The 19,214-nt window shown below is 59.7% G+C and carries 15 protein-coding genes; 9 read left to right on the top strand and 6 right to left on the bottom strand.

The features are described 5' to 3' along the window. Positions 1–51 precede the first annotated feature (51 nt). Complete coding sequence (locus HCK03_RS01150) at positions 52–894, top strand: 23S rRNA (adenine(2030)-N(6))-methyltransferase RlmJ (RefSeq protein WP_041143107.1); 843 nt, start codon at positions 52–54, stop codon at positions 892–894. A 71-nt stretch (positions 895–965) separates the two neighbouring features. Continuing rightward, entirely contained in the window at positions 966–2,318 is a 1,353-nt protein-coding gene (gene gorA, locus HCK03_RS01145) for a glutathione-disulfide reductase (protein WP_041143108.1), read from the top strand. Between the two features lie 17 nt (positions 2,319–2,335). On the opposite strand, the gene HCK03_RS01140 is transcribed toward gorA, so the two are convergent. Both HCK03_RS01140 and HCK03_RS01135 read right to left on the bottom strand, forming a co-directional pair. Then, positions 2,336–3,469 (bottom strand): serine hydrolase domain-containing protein, encoded by a 1,134-nt coding sequence (locus tag HCK03_RS01140; protein WP_052474431.1) that lies wholly within the window; start codon positions 3,467–3,469, stop codon positions 2,336–2,338. 214 nt (positions 3,470–3,683) lie between these two features. After that, the gene (locus HCK03_RS01135; RefSeq protein ID WP_148250719.1) at positions 3,684–4,307 is read right to left on the bottom strand and encodes a glutathione S-transferase family protein; all 624 of its coding nucleotides are present in this window, start codon (positions 4,305–4,307) and stop codon (positions 3,684–3,686) included. A 216-nt stretch (positions 4,308–4,523) separates the two neighbouring features. Between HCK03_RS01135 and HCK03_RS01130 the strand changes: the two genes are divergently transcribed. The 3 genes from HCK03_RS01130 (at position 4,524) to HCK03_RS01120 (ending at position 8,200) form a co-directional block, all read left to right on the top strand. Next, the gene (locus HCK03_RS01130) at positions 4,524–5,672 is read left to right on the top strand and encodes an iron-containing alcohol dehydrogenase (protein ID WP_123552496.1); all 1,149 of its coding nucleotides are present in this window, start codon (positions 4,524–4,526) and stop codon (positions 5,670–5,672) included. Between the two features lie 257 nt (positions 5,673–5,929). Continuing rightward, the gene (locus HCK03_RS01125; protein ID WP_148250718.1) at positions 5,930–7,582 is read left to right on the top strand and encodes an alpha,alpha-trehalase; all 1,653 of its coding nucleotides are present in this window, start codon (positions 5,930–5,932) and stop codon (positions 7,580–7,582) included. 69 nt (positions 7,583–7,651) lie between these two features. Further along, positions 7,652–8,200 carry a GNAT family N-acetyltransferase gene (locus HCK03_RS01120; RefSeq protein ID WP_041143113.1) on the top strand — a complete coding sequence of 183 codons (549 nt, stop codon included), beginning with the start codon at positions 7,652–7,654 and terminating at the stop codon, positions 8,198–8,200. 66 nt (positions 8,201–8,266) lie between these two features. Here the strand turns inward: HCK03_RS01120 and HCK03_RS01115 are convergent, their stop codons facing one another. Continuing rightward, positions 8,267–9,025, bottom strand: a complete 759-nt coding sequence (locus HCK03_RS01115; protein ID WP_041143114.1) for an SDR family NAD(P)-dependent oxidoreductase — start codon at positions 9,023–9,025, stop codon at positions 8,267–8,269. Between the two features lie 118 nt (positions 9,026–9,143). Between HCK03_RS01115 and HCK03_RS01110 the strand changes: the two genes are divergently transcribed. The 3 genes from HCK03_RS01110 to HCK03_RS01100 all read left to right on the top strand — a co-directional run bounded on the left by HCK03_RS01110 (position 9,144) and on the right by HCK03_RS01100 (position 12,787). Further along, positions 9,144–10,043: a LysR family transcriptional regulator gene (locus HCK03_RS01110; protein WP_041143115.1), complete on the top strand. Its 900-nt coding sequence runs from the start codon at positions 9,144–9,146 to the stop codon at positions 10,041–10,043. Between the two features lie 120 nt (positions 10,044–10,163). Further along, a complete protein-coding gene (gene yhjD / locus HCK03_RS01105; protein ID WP_041143116.1) occupies positions 10,164–11,195 on the top strand; it encodes an inner membrane protein YhjD in 1,032 nt (343 codons plus the stop codon). Positions 11,196–11,464: 269 nt separating this feature from the next. Continuing rightward, positions 11,465–12,787 carry an MFS transporter gene (locus HCK03_RS01100; protein ID WP_041143117.1) on the top strand — a complete coding sequence of 441 codons (1,323 nt, stop codon included), beginning with the start codon at positions 11,465–11,467 and terminating at the stop codon, positions 12,785–12,787. Between the two features lie 45 nt (positions 12,788–12,832). On the opposite strand, the gene HCK03_RS01095 is transcribed toward HCK03_RS01100, so the two are convergent. Then, entirely contained in the window at positions 12,833–14,884 is a 2,052-nt protein-coding gene (locus tag HCK03_RS01095) for an AsmA family protein (RefSeq protein WP_167691037.1), read from the bottom strand. A gap of 194 nt (positions 14,885–15,078) precedes the next feature. Between HCK03_RS01095 and kdgK the strand changes: the two genes are divergently transcribed. Further along, positions 15,079–16,008, top strand: coding sequence for a 2-dehydro-3-deoxygluconokinase (kdgK, locus tag HCK03_RS01090; RefSeq protein WP_167691036.1), 930 nt, complete (start codon positions 15,079–15,081; stop codon positions 16,006–16,008). Between the two features lie 58 nt (positions 16,009–16,066). On the opposite strand, the gene HCK03_RS01085 is transcribed toward kdgK, so the two are convergent. After that, positions 16,067–17,572 carry a M16 family metallopeptidase gene (locus HCK03_RS01085; protein WP_041143120.1) on the bottom strand — a complete coding sequence of 502 codons (1,506 nt, stop codon included), beginning with the start codon at positions 17,570–17,572 and terminating at the stop codon, positions 16,067–16,069. A gap of 220 nt (positions 17,573–17,792) precedes the next feature. Further along, positions 17,793–19,079 (bottom strand): dicarboxylate/amino acid:cation symporter, encoded by a 1,287-nt coding sequence (locus HCK03_RS01080; RefSeq protein WP_041143121.1) that lies wholly within the window; start codon positions 19,077–19,079, stop codon positions 17,793–17,795. Positions 19,080–19,214 lie beyond the last annotated feature (135 nt).

Genomic DNA, 19,214 nt, shown 5'->3' with positions numbered 1-19,214 from the left:
TCTGCGGTAAACTATCGGTTATCTTGTTTAATTCCCGGAATCTCTGCATCCATGCTCAGTTATCGCCACAGCTTTCACGCAGGCAACCACGCCGACGTCCTCAAACACACCGTTCAGAGTCTGATCATTGAATCGCTGAAAGAGAAAGAGAAGCCGTTTCTCTATCTGGACACCCACGCCGGCGCAGGTCGCTACCATCTGAGCAGCGAGCACGCCGAGCGTACCGGTGAGTACATGGAAGGCATCGCCCGCATCTGGCAGCAGGATGACCTGCCGGCCGAGCTGGAGCCGTATATCTCCGTGGTTCAGCACTTCAACCGTAGCGGCCAGCTGCGCTACTACCCTGGCTCCCCGCTGGTTGCCCGCCAGCTGCTGCGCGAGCAGGACAGCCTGCAGCTGACCGAGCTGCACCCGAGCGACTTCCCGCTGCTGCGCTCAGAGTTCCAGAAAGACGAGCGCGCGCGCGTAGAAAAATCCGATGGCTATCAGCAGCTGAAGGCAAAGCTGCCGCCCGCCTCCCGTCGCGGCCTGATTCTGATTGACCCGCCGTACGAAATTAAAAGCGATTACCAGGCGGTGGTGACCGGCATTCATGAAGGCTACAAGCGCTTCGCGACCGGCACCTATGCGCTGTGGTATCCGGTGGTCCTTCGTGCGCAGATTAAGCGCATGATCAAGGAGTTAGAAGCAACCGGTATTCGTAAAATCATGCAGATTGAGCTTGCCGTGCGCCCGGACAGCGACCAGCGCGGCATGACCGCGTCGGGGATGATCGTGATCAACCCGCCGTGGAAGCTGGAACAGCAGATGAACAACGTTCTGCCGTGGCTGCACAAAAAGCTGGTTCCGACCGGCATCGGGCACGCAACGGTCAGCTGGATCGTCCCGGAGTAATCGCAGTCATCGGCGGAACCTATTGATTTACGGTATACAATCGCAGCATTCAGATATTAAGGATATGACTCATGAGCAAACATTATGACTACATTGCTATCGGCGGCGGCAGCGGCGGCATTGCCTCCATCAACCGCGCGGCGATGTACGGCCAGAAGTGCGCCCTGATTGAAGCGAAAGATCTGGGCGGCACCTGCGTTAACGTCGGCTGTGTACCGAAGAAAATAATGTGGCACGCGGCGCAGATCCGCGAAGCGATTCACCTGTACGGCCCGGACTACGGTTTCGATACCACCATTAACCACTTCGACTGGGACCGACTGGTTGCCAGCCGCAGCGCCTACATCGACCGCATTCATACCTCCTACGACAACGTGCTGGGTAAAAATAAGGTCGACGTGATTAAGGGCTTCGCCCGCTTTATTGACGCCAAAACGGTGGAAGTCAACGGCGAAACCCTGACCGCCGATCATATCCTCATCGCCACCGGCGGCCGTCCGAGCCACCCGTCAATTCCGGGCGTAGAGTACGGCATCGACTCCAACGGCTTCTTCGAGCTTCCGGCGCTGCCGAAGCGCGTGGCGGTTGTCGGCGCGGGCTATATCGCGGTTGAGCTGGCGGGAGTGATTAACGGTCTCGGCGCCGAGACGCATCTGTTCGTGCGCAAGCACGCGCCGCTGCGCAGCTTCGATCCGCTGATTGTCGAGACGCTGGTTGAGGTGATGAACGCCGAAGGCCCGCAGCTGCATACCAACGCCATTCCGCAGTCGGTGGTGAAAAACGCCGACGGCAGCCTGACCCTGACCCTCGAAGATGGCCGCAGCCAGACCGTCGATTGCCTGATTTGGGCCATCGGCCGCCAGCCGGAGACCGATAACTTCAACCTCAAGGCCACCGGGGTGGAAACCAACGACAAAGGCTATATCGTCGTGGATAAGTTCCAGAACACCAGCGTGCCGGGGATCTACGCGGTGGGCGATAACACCGGCGCGGTCGAGCTGACGCCGGTCGCCGTTGCCGCCGGCCGCCGTCTCTCCGAGCGTCTGTTCAACAACAAGCCGGAAGAGCATCTGGACTACAGCAACATCCCGACCGTGGTCTTCAGCCACCCGCCAATCGGCACCGTCGGCTTAACCGAGCCGCAGGCTCGCGAGCAGTACGGCGACGAGGCGGTGAAGGTCTATAAATCGTCCTTTACCGCGATGTATACCGCCGTCACCTCGCACCGCCAGCCGTGCCGCATGAAGCTGGTCTGCGTCGGCCCGGAAGAGAAGATTGTCGGTATTCACGGCATCGGCTTCGGCATGGATGAAATGCTGCAGGGCTTTGCGGTCGCGCTGAAGATGGGCGCCACCAAGAAGGACTTCGACAACACCGTAGCGATCCACCCGACCGCCGCGGAAGAGTTCGTGACCATGCGCTAAACGTCAAGGCCCCGTACTCACGGGGCTTTTTTCAACGCCTCATGGCGCAGCCGATAAGCCGTTCCCGCCGCCTGATTTTGCAAAATCGCATGCCCGATGTAGTTACTCCAGTTAAAGCTATTTTGCAGCACCACCACCGCATTCTGGTTCGCTTTATCAAAGCCGATATAGCTGGAATAGCCGCCGATGTAGCCCACCTGATAGGTAATCTTCTGCCCGCCGATCGTATCGGTCACCCAGGCAATATTCGCCGCCTCCGTCTGCCGCGGATAGTAGTCGTGGACAACGTCGGTGAAGGCTTTATCCAGCGCCGGATTGCCGGTCGGTGAAAAGTGGGCGCGGGCGTAAGCGATGAGGTCGCGGGCGTCGCTGTACAGGTTGGCCGCCCCCACCATATTGTTGCTGAACTGCCAGTCCGGCGTCAGCGCACCGCGGGTTTTAAATTTCGGCTGATCCCCCGCATGCCCGAGGGCGCGCCGGGAGTATCCGCGCAGCGTTGACGGCACGAAGCTGGTGTTATGCAGGGCCAGCGGCTGGAAAATCATCCGCGATGCCAGCGCCTCAACGGATTCTCCGGTCTGATATTTGAGGATGTAGCCGAGGATGGCGTAGCCGAGATTGGAGTACTCAGGCTCGCGCACCAGCGGCGCGTTGAAGGTGCTGAGATAGCCCAGCGCGCCGTCGCCGTCGAGCTCATGATAGAAGTTTTCCCCATCGCTCAGGTAGGCCAGCAAATGCTCCAGCGACAGCAGGTTCATTGGCTGGCGCGGCAGTCCGGAGGTGTGCGTCACCAGCTGCAGGAGCGTGATGTTTTTGGCGTCTGCGCTCAGCCGGGTCTCCGGCGGCAGCAGCATGGCGAGCGTATCGTCCCAGTGCAGCCGCCCCTCATTGACCAGCAGGGTGATCGCCTCGGCGGTAACCCCTTTGCTCAGCGAGCCGAGGGCAAAGAGCGTATCCGGGGTAATCGGGTAGCGATTTTTGGCATCGGTCACGCCGTAGCAGTGAAATTCCGCCGGGCCGTTATGACGGATAATCGCCACCACCACGCCGCTCACCTGCTTGCTCTGCATATAGTGGTTGACGAAGGTATCGACGGAGAGCCGATGCCCGTTTTGCCCTACCTGACTGGTTTCGTCAGAAGGGACACTCATTTGCGAAAGCGTTCCGGAGCATCCGACAAGCAGCACAGACGCCAGCAACACAGGGCTAAACCGCCTGCTCAAACCATACCTTCCTGCCGTACGCGCTACCGGGTGGATAAAAAAGGGACGCAGATCGTAACGGCAGTGGTCGGTGATTGCAAAGCGAATAGGCTGAATTTAACGTCCGCGGCGCTGTAAAGCTGGACGTTTTTTTATCCTGCCGTCACGCCATGCCGTTGTTGCCGTGGCGCATAAACGCCGGGCGCTGGTTGAGCGCCATATACCAGCGTTCGACGGCCGGCATCTCCGGATGGGCAAAAGGCGTCATTTTCCAGCGATGGACCGACAGCCCAAGGACGATATCCGCCAGCGTAAACCGACCGCCGGCCAGCCAGCCGCCGGTTTGCTGAAGCTGCTGGTCCACTATCTGCACGCAGCGGGTCCAGCTGGCAATGCTCTCTTTCAGCGCCGCCGGGTCCTGAAAGCGCGGGTCCTTGCGCACCAGCCCCATAAACGCATAGCGCCAGGCGTTGTTAAACTCCGTTGCCTGCCAGTCCATCCAGTGCTCAACCTCGGCCGCCGCCTGCGGCGCAACGGGCAGCAGATCCTCCCGTCCGGCCTTACGCGCCAGGTAGCGGCAGATACTGTTCGATTCCCACAGCACAAAGTCATCATCCAGCAGAACCGGCACCAGGGCGTTCGGATTCAGCGCGCGGAACGCCGCGGTATCAATCGGCTGAAATCCGCTGCCGTAATCCTCCTGCTGATACTCAAGGCCCGCTTCTTCGCAGGTCCACAGCACTTTACGGACGTTAATTGATGAGCGTTTACCCAATATTGTTAGCATTGTCAGGGATTCCTTAACTGAAGAGACGTTTTATTCACCATACTCCATCGGCTACGCGAGTACAGCCAACAAAGAGTAGCCCGTCGGATAATGTGTCGATACTCGTCATGCTTCACGCTGCGTCCCGGTCACTTACCTGCGCTGCCGCCTTCCTGCAACGCGAATGATTTAGGTTATAGTGGATGCTTGCCTTTTTTGCCGATACAGGAGCCCGTGATGCTGACCCCCTTTAACGTTTTAACCCCGGGAAATATTCGTTTTGGTCGCGGCCTGGCGCCGAGCGCTGCGCCCTGGCTGGCCCAGCGCAGCGACAAGGTGCTGCTGGTTCACGGCGCCAGCCCGCAGCGGGCCGACTTTCTGCTGGCCGAACTTCGCGCCCACGCGCTGGAGGTGACGACCCTCTCCATCGCCCATGAGCCCGACCTGCAGGCGATCGAGCAGGGTGTACGCCTGGCGCGCGAAAGGGGCGTCGGGGCGGTGGTAAGCCTCGGGGGCGGCGCGGTGATCGACGCCGGGAAGGCCATCGCCGCGCTGGTGCCGGCATCCGGGGAGGTTATCGAGTATCTGGAAGTGGTCGGCAGCGGCCGGGTGCTGGAAGCGCATCCGCTGCCCTTTGTCGCTATCCCCACCACCTCCGGCACCGGCGCCGAGGTGACGAAAAACGCGGTGATTAACGTCGTGCAGCAGCAGCGTAAGGTCAGCCTGCGCGATGACCGGATGCTGCCGGACCTGGCGATCGTTGACCCGGCGCTCACCGACAACGCGCCGCGGGCGGTGACCCTGGGCTCCGGCCTCGATGCGATCGCCCAGCTTATCGAACCCTGGCTGTGCACCCGGGCCAACCCGTTTACCGACGCCCTGTGCCGGGAGGCGATCCCGCGCGGCATCAAGGCGCTGAAAACGCTAATGACAAAAGAGTGCCCGCAGAGTCGCGATGAAATGGCGTGGGCCAGCCTGTGCGGCGGCCTGGCGCTGGCCAATGCCGGTCTCGGCGTTGTTCACGGCCTGGCGGGGCCGCTGGGCGGCCTGAGCAACGCCTCCCACGGCGCGCTGTGCGGCTGCCTGCTGCCCTTCGGCCTCGCGCTTAACGAATCGCTGGTCACCGATGAAGCCCTGCGCGAGCGCTTTAACGACGTGCGCCGCTGGCTGGCCGACGGGCTCAACGTGCATCCGGATACCGCCTGGGAGAGCCTGCACGAATGGAGCCGCGGCGCCGGTCTCGGCAATCTCAACGATCTGGGCGTGGCGCATCGGGCGCTTGAGCCCGCCGCGCTGGCCGCCAGCGGCTCGTCGTCGATGAAAGCCAACCCGGTCACGCTAAGCAGCGAACAGCTGCTGGAGATGCTGGAAGCGGCGTGGGAGTAATCCCGCGCCTGCGCCATAAAATAAGATTTTGTTGCAAAACGATTGCTCTGAATTTTTCCGCGCGATTCAGAGCACCCGTTCATAAATTAACGATATAAATCAGTGAGTAATAAAAATTCCGGCTTCAGGTATTTGCACAGAAGCGTGACCTGACGCACAGTTTCCCCCACGAAAACCGAAGCGAATGACTAAGCTTAAAAGCCATGCCGGGAATATCCGGCGCCATTTAGCGACGCGATCCGGAGGTCCGTATCACTATGTCCAGCCAGACATTACGCAACGATAATAGCGATGAGTTAAAGATCGACGTCGATCTGCGCTACGAAGCCGATCCGTATGAGTTAAAACTGGACGAAATGTTCGACGCCGAACCGGAGCCAGAAATTATCGAGGGGCTGCCGGCGTCTGACGCCCTGACCCCGGCCGATCGCTACCTGGAGCTGTTCGCCCACGTGCAAAAATCGCGCATTTTCGCCGACAGCAAAACCTTCCCCGACTGTGCGCCAAAGCAGGACCCGCTGGATATTTTAATCCACTACCGGCGGGTGAGGCGCATCCCAGGGTTCGATCTGCGGCAGTTCGTCGAGGATCACTTCTGGCTACCGGATCATCGCGCGGAAGATTACGTTTCCGATCCTAAGCGATCCCTGAAAGAGCATATCGATCACCTCTGGCCGATCCTCACCCGCGAGCCGCAGGATCATATCCCGTGGTCGTCGCTGCTGGCGCTGCCGCAGTCGTATATTGTGCCCGGTGGACGCTTTAGCGAGACCTACTACTGGGACTCCTACTTCACGATGCTGGGGCTGGCGGAGAGCGGTCGCGAGGACCTGCTGAAGTGCATGGCGGACAACTTCGCGTGGATGATTGAAACCTACGGTCATATCCCTAACGGCAATCGCACCTACTACCTCAGCCGTTCGCAGCCGCCGGTTTTCGCCCTGATGGTTGAGCTGTTTGAAGAGGACGGCGTGCGCGGCGCTCGCCGCTACCTTGAGCACCTGAAGATGGAGTACCGCTTCTGGATGGACGGCGCCGAGTCGCTGATCCCGAACCAGGCCTATCGCCACGCGGTGCGTATGCCGGACGGCTCGCTGCTCAACCGCTACTGGGACGATCGCGACACCCCGCGCGACGAGTCCTGGCGCGAAGATGTCGAAACGGCAAAGCACTCCGGCCGCCCGCCCAACGAGGTTTACCGTGACCTGCGCGCCGGCGCCGCCTCCGGCTGGGACTACTCCAGCCGCTGGCTGCGCGATATCACCCGTCTGGCGAGTATTCGCACCACCCAGTTTATCCCCATCGATTTGAACGCCTTCCTGTTCAAACTCGAAAATACCATCGCCAATCTCTCCGGCGTTGAGGGCGATCGCGAAACGGAAGCCGCGTTTCGCCAGAAGGCCAGCGACCGTCGGGCGGCGGTGACCCGCTATTTGTGGGATGACGACAGCGGCTGCTTCCGCGACTACGACTGGCGCCGCGAGCAGCTGGCGCTCTTTTCGGCCGCCAGCATCGTGCCGCTGTACGTCGGAATGGCGACGCATGAACAGGCGGATCGCCTTGCCGACGCGGTGCGGGCTCGCCTGCTGACCCCTGGCGGCATTATGGCCACCGAGTATGAAAGCGGCGAACAGTGGGATAAGCCCAACGGCTGGGCGCCGCTGCAGTGGATGGCGGTGCAGGGCTTTAAAATGTACGGCCAGGACCCGCTCGGCGATGAGATAGCCCAAAGCTGGCTGCAAACGGTGAACCACTTCTACAAGCAGCATCATAAGTTGATTGAGAAGTACCATATTGCCAGCGGCGTCCCGCACGAGGGCGGCGGCGGTGAATACCCGCTGCAGGATGGTTTCGGCTGGACCAACGGCGTGGTGCGTCGGCTGATAGGCCTCTACGGCGAGCCATTATAACCAGGTGCTATTCGGGCGGAGAATGTCCTGCTATGGTCACGCTATCGACCTTTGCAGGAACTCCGATCTATGCCTGAACTGCTTACGCCACGGCTGCGCTGCTCGCCGCTGCAGCTGGATGACTGGTCCTTCTTTTTAGCCCTGCAGCGCGATCCGCAGGTGATGCTCTATATTGCCGATTCGCGCCCGCTCGCCGAGATCCGCGAAGCGTTTGATTCGCGCCTGTCGCCGTGGACGCCGGGCGCTAGGCACTGGCTGTGCCTGATCGTCCGCGATCGACAAACCCACGAGCCGCTCGGCATGACCGGCTACCGGCACCACGAGGACGACTGCGCTGAGGTCGGGTTTCTGTTCACTCCCCAGGCCCAGGGAAAAGGCTACGGCTACGAATCACTGCAGGCGCTGTGCGATTTTGCCTTTTCCGCAGGCGGCGTCCGTCGCCTGACCGCCACCGTCACCGCCGGCAACATCGCTTCGAAAAGCCTGCTGCAGAAAACCGGCTTTCTGCTGGAGGGCGAGCTGCGCGAATGCTACTGGCTCAACGGCCGCTGGCATAACGACTGGCTATTTGGCCTGCTGCCGCGCGATTATCATCGGCCCGCCGCTGCGGCAGGCTAGCGCCGCCGGCAGTAGAATACGCCGCCGCGTCCGTTGCAGAGCCAATTGACGCGGCGGCCTCGCCGCTTACAGGAACATCCCGCCGGAAACCTCCACCCGCTGGGCGTTCATCCATTTCAGATCGTCGCTCAGCAGCGCCGCTATCGCGTCGCCGATATCGTCCGGCAGCCCTACCCGCCCCAGCGCCGTTTGCGCCGCAATATGCTGGTTTACCTGCGTATTATCGCGCACCACGCCGCCGCCAAAGTCCGTCTCGATGGCCCCCGGCGCAATAATGTTCACCGAGATCCCGCGCGCGCCCAGCTCTTTTGCCTGGTAGCGGGTCAGTACCTCCATTGCCCCTTTCATTGCCGCATAGGCGGCATAGCCCGGCAGCGCGAAACGGGCCAGCCCGCTTGAGACGTTGAGGATCCGCCCGCCGTCCTGCAGCAGCGGCAGCAGGCGCTGGGTCAGAAAGAACGGGCCTTTGAACTGGATATTCATCAGCTCGTCAAACTGCGCCTCGCTGGTCTGTGCAAAGGCGACGTTGATGCCGATCCCGGCGTTGTTTAATAAATAATCAAAGGTGCCGCGCTGCCAGCGCTGCTGCAGGAGCGTCTTCACCTCGAGAGCAAAGCTTTCGAAGCTCGACGTATCGGCGACGTTAAGCGCTAATGCCGCAGCTTTAACCCCTTTTTGTTCGATTTCAGCGACAACTTCCAGCGCCGCCTGGCGGTTGCTGTGGTAGGTGAGGATAATATCGGTTCCCTTCGCCGCCAGCTTCAGCGCCGCGTTTTTTCCCAATCCACGGCTGCCGCCGGTCACTAAAGCAATACGTTGTGTCATCAGAAACCCCTTATCAGTTGCGTTTGCATCGTGAAAGAGCTTATTAGCTGACAGAAAAACAATAAATACGCTAAATTACGTTTTACTGTTTCCCTGGCAACAACAATAGGTCTCGGGTATGGATAAAATTCACGCAATGCAGCTGTTCATTCGCGTGGCGGAGCTGGAGAGCTTTTCCCGCGCCGCCGACACCCTGGGCCTGCCGAAAGGCAGCGTTTCGCGCCAGATACAGGCGCTGGAAAGCCACCTCGGCGCACGCCTTCTGCACCGCACCACGCGCCGGGTGCAGCTGACTCAGGACGGGATGGTCTACTACGAGCGCGCCAAAGACCTTCTGAGCAACCTCGAGGAGCTGGACGGCATATTCCAGCACGATCCCTCCAGCATCAGCGGACGACTGCGGGTAGATATGCCGGTCGGCGTGGCAAAAAAGCTGATCATTCCGCGGCTGCCGGCCTTTTTGCAGCAGTATCCGGGGATCGAGCTTGAACTGAGCAGCAGCGACCGGCTGGTTGACGTGATCCGCGAAGGTTTTGATTGCGTCGTCCGCGTCGGTACGCTGAAAGATTCCGGCCTGATCGCGCGTCCGCTGGGTAAGCTGACGCAAATTAACTGCGCCAGCCCGCAGTACCTGGCGCGCTTCGGCTATCCGCACTCTCTTGACGATCTCGGCGATCATGCCCTGATCCACTATGCCAGCACCCTTGGCGTTCGCCCGGCGGGTTTTGAGGTCGTCAGCGACGGCGCCGTGCGCTGGGTAAAAACCGGCGGCATACTGACCGTCAATAGCACCGAAACCTATCAGGCCGCCTGCCTCGCCGGGCTGGGCATTATTCAGGTTCCGCGCACCGGCGTTCGCGAAGCGCTGCGCACCGGGGAGCTGATAGAAATTCTGCCGCAATACCGCGCCGAACCGCTGCCGGTCTCGCTTATCTACCCGCATCGGCGCAATCTTTCGCGTCGCGTCCACCTGTTTATGGAGTGGCTGGGTGGCGTGATGAAGGGCTACGTCGACTAGCGCACGGCGGGCCCGTTTCGCCAGAGTCAGGATGCGGGTTTACCGCTCCGCCGCCGCAACCGGCGTTTTGCGTATATAATTTTTGCTGAATCTCGCTGTAAAAAAAGGAAGAAATAACTGATGACACCGGAAAACGACGCGACACGCCCGGCCCAGGATCCGGGCCAGCAGCCGGAAAAGAGTAAAAGCACGCTGGCCGCCATCAACGAATCCGCCGTGGGACAGAAAGCGAACCAGGCGCTGAAAAGCGTGACCGGGACGGCGGAAAAGGTCCAGCGAAATCCGATTATTGCGCACCTGATCCGCGCGGCAGAGCGCTTTAACGACCGCCTGGGTAATCAGTTCGGCGCGGCCATCACCTACTTCTCGTTTCTGTCGATGATCCCGATACTGATGGTCTCCTTCGCCGCCGCCGGCTTTGTCCTCACCTGGCATCCGACGCTGCTGCAGGACATCTTCGATAAAATCCTGCTCAACGTCAGCGATCCGACGCTGGCGGCAACGCTGAAGAACACCATTAATACCGCGGTTCAGCAGCGCACCACCGTCGGCCTGGTTGGGCTGCTGGTCGCGCTTTATTCCGGCATTAACTGGATGGGCAACCTGCGGGAAGCCATCCGCGCCCAGTCCCGCGACGTCTGGGAACGTACGCCGCAGGATCAGGAAAAGATCTGGGTAAAATACTTCCGCGACTTTATTTCGCTGATTGGCCTGCTGGTCGCCCTGATTATTACCCTCTCCATTACCTCTATTGCCGGCGCCGCGCAGCAGACCATCATCTCCGCGCTGTATCTCGACAATATTGAGTGGCTAAAACCGGCCTGGCGGCTGATTGGCCTGGCGATCTCGATTTTCGCCAACTACCTGCTGTTTTTCTGGATCTTCTGGCGCCTGCCGCGCCACCGTCCGCGGCGCAAAGCGCTGATACGCGGCACGATGATTGCGGCAATCGGCTTTGAGGTGATTAAAATCGTCATGACCTGGACGCTGCCGGCGCTGGTGAAGTCGCCGTCGGGCGCCGCGTTTGGCTCCGTTTTAGGGCTGATGGCCTTTTTCTATTTCTTCGCGCGCCTGACCCTGTTCTGCGCGGCGTGGATTGCCACCGCCGAGTATAAAGACGACCGCCGGATGCCGGGGAAAACCCACGATTGATGCCGTATCGGGCTGAACGGAGAGGTATCATTCAGCCCGATCCATCATTTCAGCAGATAAATCCAACGCGTAACTTTTATTTAACCTAAACCTGGTTTTATCTGCCATTATTTTATTTATGTGAAGCATTTCATAGAAGTTATTTTTCAGGCACAAAAATTATCCGCTTTTTGCCCGTTTTTTGGCCTCTCCCGCCCCTTGTTACAGATTGAAATGTCGCTTTTGCTGTGGCTATATGGCTTTTCGTTCGCTAAAAATAAGAAAGATCTATGCAAGCCACAGCCACCACGCTCGACAAGGCGCAGGAAACCGCACCGGTTAACTCGCGCAATAAGGTCGTCGTTGCCTCACTCATCGGCACCGCCATTGAGTTCTTCGACTTCTACATCTACGCCACCGCCGCGGTTATCGTGTTTCCGCATATCTTCTTCCCGCAGGGCGACCCGGCCGCCGCGACGCTGCAGTCGCTGGCAACCTTCGCCATTGCCTTCGTCGCGCGTCCGATTGGCTCAGCGCTGTTCGGCCACTTCGGCGATCGCGTCGGTCGTAAGGTGACGCTGGTCGCCTCGCTGCTGACCATGGGGATCTCTACCGTGGTGATCGGCCTGCTGCCCGGCTATGAGAGCATTGGCATTCTGGCTCCGATGCTGCTGGCGCTGGCGCGCTTTGGTCAGGGGCTGGGCCTTGGCGGTGAATGGGGCGGCGCAGCCCTGCTGGCCACCGAGAACGCCCCGCCGCGTAAACGCGCGCTGTACGGCTCCTTCCCGCAGCTGGGCGCGCCGATCGGCTTCTTCTTCGCTAACGGCACCTTCCTGCTGCTCTCCTGGCTGCTGACCGACCAGCAGTTTATGGAATGGGGCTGGCGCGTGCCGTTTATCTTCTCCGCCGTGCTGGTGATTATCGGGCTTTACGTCCGCGTTTCGCTGCATGAAACGCCGGTCTTTGCCAAAATCGCCGCGGCGAAGAAACAGGTAAAAATCCCGCTGGGGACGCTGCTGACTAAGCACGTGCGGGTGACCGTGCTCGGTACCTTCATCATGCTGGCCACCTATACCCTGTTCTATATCATGACCGTCTACTCCATGACCTTCAGCACCGGCGCTGCGCCAGTGGGCCTCGGTCTGCCGCGTAATGAAGTGCTGTGGATGCTGATGATGGCGGTGATTGGCTTTGGCGTGATGGTGCCGATTGCCGGCCTGCTGGCGGACGCGTTTGGCCGTCGTAAGAGCATGATCGTCATTACCTCAATGATTATTCTCTTTGCCCTGTTCGCCTTTAAACCGCTGCTGGGTTCCGGTCAGCCGGTGCTGGTCTTCGCGTTTCTGCTGCTCGGCTTGAGCCTGATGGGGCTGACCTTCGGTCCGATGGGCGCCCTGCTGCCGGAGCTGTTCCCGACGGAAGTACGCTACACCGGCGCATCGTTCTCTTATAACGTCTCGTCGATTCTTGGCGCTTCCGTCGCGCCGTATATTGCCGCCTGGCTGCAGGGCAACTACGGCCTGACGGCGGTAGGACTCTACCTGGCGTCGATGGCTGCGCTGACGCTGATTGCGCTGCTGCTGACCCACGAAACTCGCCACCAGTCGCTGTAATCCTTTGCTGCCCGGCGCGCCGCGCCGGGCAGCTCTTCTCCGAATCTACTTTTTCATCTGCGATAAAATCGTCTGACACTGGTTGGCTTCGCCCTCCGCCGGCGATACCAGCGCCAGCAGCGCCGCAGCCGGGGTGACCAGCGTTGCCAGCGCGGCCGCTACCGCACCGCGGGCGATCAGCGGCCCCACCTTCACTCCGGCGTTCGGGGATTTAAACGTGCCGCGCACGTACAGCGGCGAGCGCAGGGTAATAATGCGCAGCCCCTTGCTTTCGGGGTCGATGGTTAAGTCGAGCTGCTCCGAGGCGAAGCTGGCGGTCCCGGTGACGTTAATCAGCGCATTTTCGGTATCAAAGGCAAAGATCTGCGGCCGCGCGACGCCGTTAACCACGTCAACGTTCGCCGCCGCGCAGTTTACCCGCACCTCATCGTCGCCAAAGATCTGCCCGATAAGATAGTTACCGACGTTCAGCCCCAGAATTTCCATCAGGTTTCGGCTAATCAGGCCATCGTTCATCAGCAGCTTGATATTGCCGTTGCTGTTGCCCAGCAGCGCCGCCACCGAGTTACCGGTGCCGCGCAGCTGCATATCGCCGTTCATCTCGCCGAGGGTCTTCTGCATCATCTCCACGTTCGGCATCAGCGCCTTGAGCTTCAGGCGTCTGGCCTGCAGGTTAGCGGTGCCCTGCAGCGGCTTTTTATCGCCCTGCAGATGCAGGCTGCCGGCGATCGTGCCGTTGGCGAGGCCAAAGCGCAGCGGCTGCAGGCGCAGGTCGCCGCGCTCAAGGATAACGTGGGTGCTGAGGTCGCTAATCGGTAACGTGCCGCCGTGCTCAATTCGCCGCCCCTTGAAGCGGACATCGGCATCCATCAGCTGCCACTTGTCGGTCTCAAAGCGATCGTAAGGCAGGATTTTCCCGGCCGGCTGCGGCGTAGCTTCGCCTTTACGCTGCTCGGTTTTGCTCCCCTTACTCTCGGCGTTCACGCCAATCAGCGGCCCGAGGTCCGCCAGACGCAGCTGGCGGGATTCAACGTCGCCCTCCAGCTTCGGGCGCGGCTTGCCGGTGGCGTAGGTCAGGGAGCCGTGAATGTCGCTTTCGCCGATTCGGCCATTGAAATCTCGGTAGGTAAAGCGCGACCCGCCCTGCTGATTGAAGGTCGCCCGCAGGCGACCGTCAGTGGAGAACGCTGGCGTATCCGGCAGGACGATTCCGGTAAGATCGTATAAATCCCCCAGCGAATCGCCGGAGAACTTCAGGCGTAAATCGACGCCGCCCAGGCTCAGCGGGTCGTTCACCGTCCCGCTAAAGGCCACCCGGGTATTGCCGGAGCGGAAGTCGCCCTGCAGCGGGAACGGCGTCCCTTCGCTGCGCAGCGCCAGCATGCCGCCAATTTTACCGCTGCCGGAGAGCGGCTGGTCACGATAGCTCCCCCTGGCCGTCAGCCCAAAAACGTAGTCCGCCACCTTCTTTGGCGCCTCTTTGCCTTCCGTGCCGGTGACCTCGCTAAACGGCAGCGGTTTACCCAGCGGATCGACCGTCAGGGTAATATCGGCGCGCGTCACCTTGTCGATAATGGCAATCCGTCCGCGATCGAAGAGAATGTTATCCAGCCGGAAAGACCAGTCCGATGGCGCGGCCTGGCTGGCCGCAGCGTCGTCCGACCCGAGGGTAAAGGTCCAGTTATTGGTTTTCTCGGAGAGTCTGATCAGCCTGGCATCGGGCTGCTGCAGCTTAATCCACGGCAGATAGACCGTTTTGCTCAGCAGCGACAGCGGCGCCAGCGTGGCTTCGACGCGCGGCAGGTGCACCATCGTGACCTGGGGAATATCAGGTGGGTTGCCGAGGACAATATCTTCGGCATGGACGTGGGGCCAGGGCACCCAGCTTCGCCAGCCCCGCTCGTCGCGCTGGCGCTCCCAGACCACGCCGAGGTCGCCGCGAATGGCAAACGGCCGGTTCAGCTCGGCGGACACCTTCTGGTTAATCGTGGGCTTCAGGCGGTTCCAGTCGAAGGTCGCCAGTACGATGAAAAACAGAACGATAAGTAGCGCTATCGTTCCCGAGATAATAGCAATCGTTTTGCGGGTTGTGGTCATACCCTCTCAGCTCCTTTGCTCCTCGTCAGTCCTGAATATAGTTGAAAAGCGCATCTTTCTCCGACAAATGCGCCTTTCGTCACATTACGCGCCTGATGTCAAAAAAATAATGGAACGATGTTTTAATATAGTTGACCATAAAAACGACGCGGCGCACACTAGCGCTAATTCCGATTCAATCTCAGGTCATGATGATGTCTAAAAAAATTGCCGTTATCGGCGAATGTATGATTGAGCTGTCAGAGAAAAACGCGGCGGTAAACCGTGGATTTGGCGGCGACACCTTAAATACCTCGGTCTACATTGCGCGTCAGACCGACGCCAGCGAGCTCGCCGTGCACTACGTTACCGCGCTTGGGACGGACGCCTTCAGCCAGCAGATGCTGGAATCCTGGCAGGCCGAGGAGGTCAAAACCGATCTTATCCAGCGTATGGCCGACCGTTTACCGGGGCTCTACTACATCGAAACCGACGATACCGGCGAGCGGACGTTTTACTACTGGCGCAACGAAGCGGCGGCAAAATTCTGGCTGGAGAGCGAGCAATCTGCCGCGATCTGCGAAGAGCTGGCGACCTTTGACTACCTCTATCTCAGCGGAATTAGCCTCGCCATTCTCAGCCCGCAGAGCCGCGAGAAGCTGCTTACGCTGCTGTGCGAATGCCGCGCTAACGGCGGGCAGGTGATTTTCGACAACAACTACCGCCCGCGCCTGTGGGCCAGCAAAGAAGAGACTCAGCAGGTTTATCAGCAAATGCTGACCTGCACCGATATCGCCTTCCTGACGCTGGATGACGAAGATGCGCTATGGGGTGAAAAACCGGTAGCAGAAGTGATTGCCCGCACGCATGCCGCCGGCGTCAAAGAGGTGGTGATAAAACGCGGGGCGGACTCGTGCCTGGTGTCGATTGTCGGCGAGCCGCAGCAGGAGATCCCTGCCGTGAAGCTGCCGAAAGAGAAGGTGGTTGATACCACTGCCGCCGGCGATTCATTCAGCGCCGGCTACCTCGCCGTGCGCCTGACCGGCGGTGACGCCCGGTCCGCAGCCGCGCGCGGGCACCTGACCGCCAGTACGGTCATTCAGTATCGCGGGGCGATTATTCCGCGCGAAGCGATGCCGCAGTAACCTTCGCCCGGGCTGCGCCATCAGCGCCGCAGCCCGGGAAGAGCCTCGTCAACCGAACCTACTGGGCGGGGGGAATATCCGTCGCGTCGCTGCGCGCCTCGGCAGCCTCGCCGCTTCCGGCCGTCGCCGTCGTCGCCGTTGGCGCAGGCACCATCAGCTTCTCCCACGTCGCCTTCAGATCCTTCATGTTATATTCCGGCTCGCCCTGCGGCTGCTGCAGCACCAGCGCCATATCCTGCGACAGCTGCTGACGCAGATACTGATTCAGCATATCGACGGTCAGAGAATCAAGAAACTCCTGACGCAGCTTCTGATACTGCTCCGGCGCGATATCCACCACCTGATTCTGCAGCGAGCGGATGCGCTGGCTGATCAGAATATCGGTATCGGTACGCGCGTAGGTGGCGAAGAGCTTTTGCAGCTCGAGCTTTTTCTGCGCAATCAGGGTATCGAACTCATCCTGCGGTAAGCCGTTATCGCGGACCTTCGCCAGCTCGCGGGACACCGCAATCAGGTTCGCGTTGAGCTTGTTGCCCGGCGATTCAATGTTGATCGCGCACTGGGCGCGCTGGTACAGCACCCGGCAATCAAAGCCGAGGTTCACGTCTTTGATATTGTTTTTGCTCAGGTTCTGCTGCACGTGCCAGAACAGCGCCTCGCGGGCCAGATCGTCGCGCCAGTAGTGCTGCAGCGCGACCGAATCGCGAATAGGCTGCCACGGAGAGTCCCACATGATCGACAGCTTATCCTGACGCACGGTATTGGTCATGATGCTGACCGGCGTCGTCGGCAGCGGAGCCAGCGTCGGCACCGCGGCCGGCGTTTCTCGTTTGCCCTTCAGCTCGCCGAAGTTTTTGTTGATCTGCTCCGCTACGTTACGGCTATCAACGTTGCCCACGACGATCAGCGTCATGGCGTCCGGGGTGTACCATTTCTGATAAAACTCTTTCAGCTGCGCAACGTCGACCGGGGTTTTCAGCGGCGCGGCGGGATCATGCCCCAGCATGGTGGAACCTTTCAGCCGGTAGCGCCACCAGCCCTCTTTGGTATCCAGCGGCCAGGTCGCGACCATGTCGCCGCCCTGCAGGGCGTGATTCACCGCTTCAGGCGTCACCTTTAGCTTCCCGCTGGCGTCGGCCAGCCAGCTCAGCGCCTCCTTCAGCAGGTCGTTGCGGTTATTCGGCAGGCTGAGGTTAAACATGGTGTAGCTATAGGAGACGAGCGCCGGCGGGAGCGGACGATTCGGATCGATGCTCTGCTGCCACAGGGAGCGCGCCTGCATCGTCGGAAGGCTGCCGCTCTGCGTTAAGGCCAGGCGGGGAATAAAGTGGCTAAAACCGCTCTGCTGAGTGCTTTCACTCAGCGAGCCAATATTGACGAACAGGCGGACTTCAATACGATCGCTCGGACGCTGTGGAGTAGCTAAAACCTGCCACTGAAGTCCGTTGGCGAGAGTCCCCTGTTGCCAGGCCGGGTCAGGCTGGAGCGCTTCTGCTTGCACATAACCGGCCGCTGCCATCATCAGCAAACCACCCGTTAAGAGTTGAATTTTTGTGCCCTGCATGTGAACCCCTGATGAACATTCCTGGTTACAAAAGCAGCCCGCTGGAGGGCTGCCAAAAAATATGGTGAGTCAGTACGTCGGTTAGACCACGCGGAGAGGAAAATGTCGCACGGAGACGTAAAATAATCATTTAGTATCACTCCCCAACCCCGGGGAGCGATACCTAATTATGCGCAGGAGCCCGGAGTCCAGCAAGGGACAACGGGCCTAACAGATGGATTTAAGAGGATAATTCGTGCGATTTGTTCGCCGGAGTACGGTTATTGAGGACATCATCAAGCTGTTGGGAATCCAGCTCTTTCACCCATTTCGCCACCACGATAGTCGCCACGCCGTTGCCCACGAGGTTGGTCAGCGCGCGCGCTTCGGACATAAAGCGGTCGATACCGAGGATCAGCGCCAGGCCGGCAACCGGTAGATGGCCCACGGCAGAAATGGTGGCCGCCAGGACGATAAAACCGCTGCCGGTGACGCCGGCGGCGCCTTTCGAGGAGAGCAGCAGCACCACCAGCAGCGTTATCTGGTGGAAAATATCCATATGGCTGTTGGTCGCCTGGGCAATAAATACCGCCGCCATCGTCAGGTAGATGGAGGTGCCGTCAAGGTTGAACGAGTAGCCGGTGGGGATAACCAGCCCCACGACAGATTTGCGACAGCCCAGCTTCTCCATCTTGTCCAGCATGCGCGGCAGCGCCGATTCGGACGAGGAGGTCCCGAGAACGATCAGCAGCTCTTCGCGGATATAGCGGATGAATTTAAAGATGCTAAAGCCGGTGATCCGCGCGATGGAGCCCAGCACCACCACCACAAACAGAATACAGGTGATGTAGAAGCAGACGATCAGCTGGCCCAGCTGCACGAGGGTGCCGACGCCGTATTTGCCGATGGTAAAGGCCATGGCCCCGAAGGCGCCAATCGGCGCGAGGCGCATAATCATGTTGATGATGCCGAAGATCACCTGCGAGAAGCTTTCGATAACGTTAAAAATCAGCTGGCCCTTGCTGCCCAGGCGATGCAGGGCAAAACCAAACAGCACCGCAAACATCAGCACCTGCAGGATGTTACCGCTGGCAAAAGCGCCGATCACGCTGCCGGGAATAATATCCAGCAGGAAGGCGACAATGCCCTGATCTTTTGCCTGCTCGGCGTAGACCGCCACCGCCTTCGCATCAAGGGTGGCCGGATCGACGTTCATGCCGCCGCCGGGTTGCACCACGTTGACGATGATAAGTCCGATAATCAGCGCGAGGGTACTGACAACTTCAAAATAGAGCAGCGCTACCGCACCGGTACGGCCAACGGCCTTCATGCTTTCCATCCCGGCAATCCCCGTCACGACGGTGCAGAAGATAACCGGTGCAATAACCATTTTAATCAGTTTAACGAAGGCGTCGCCGAGGGGTTTCATCTGCGCGCCCAGTTCCGGGTAGAAATGGCCCAGCAGAATACCGATCGCAATGGCCGACAAAACCTGAAAATAAAGGCTTTTGAAGAGAGAGGTTTTCATAGGGTGTCCTTTGGGTATAACCACAGACCTGGAAGGGTTATAGGTCGTCTGTGGCTTAAAAGTAACACCCGGGAAACATTTCAGAAATAACTAAGCGCGAAATTGCAACGGAATTGTTAAAAACTTAGAGCTGAC

Source organism: Klebsiella terrigena (assembly GCF_012029655.1).
Taxonomy (GTDB): Bacteria; Pseudomonadota; Gammaproteobacteria; order Enterobacterales; family Enterobacteriaceae; genus Klebsiella; species Klebsiella terrigena.
Note: the sequence above shows the minus strand (reverse complement) of the source record. Positions and strands in the feature narration are given on the sequence as shown.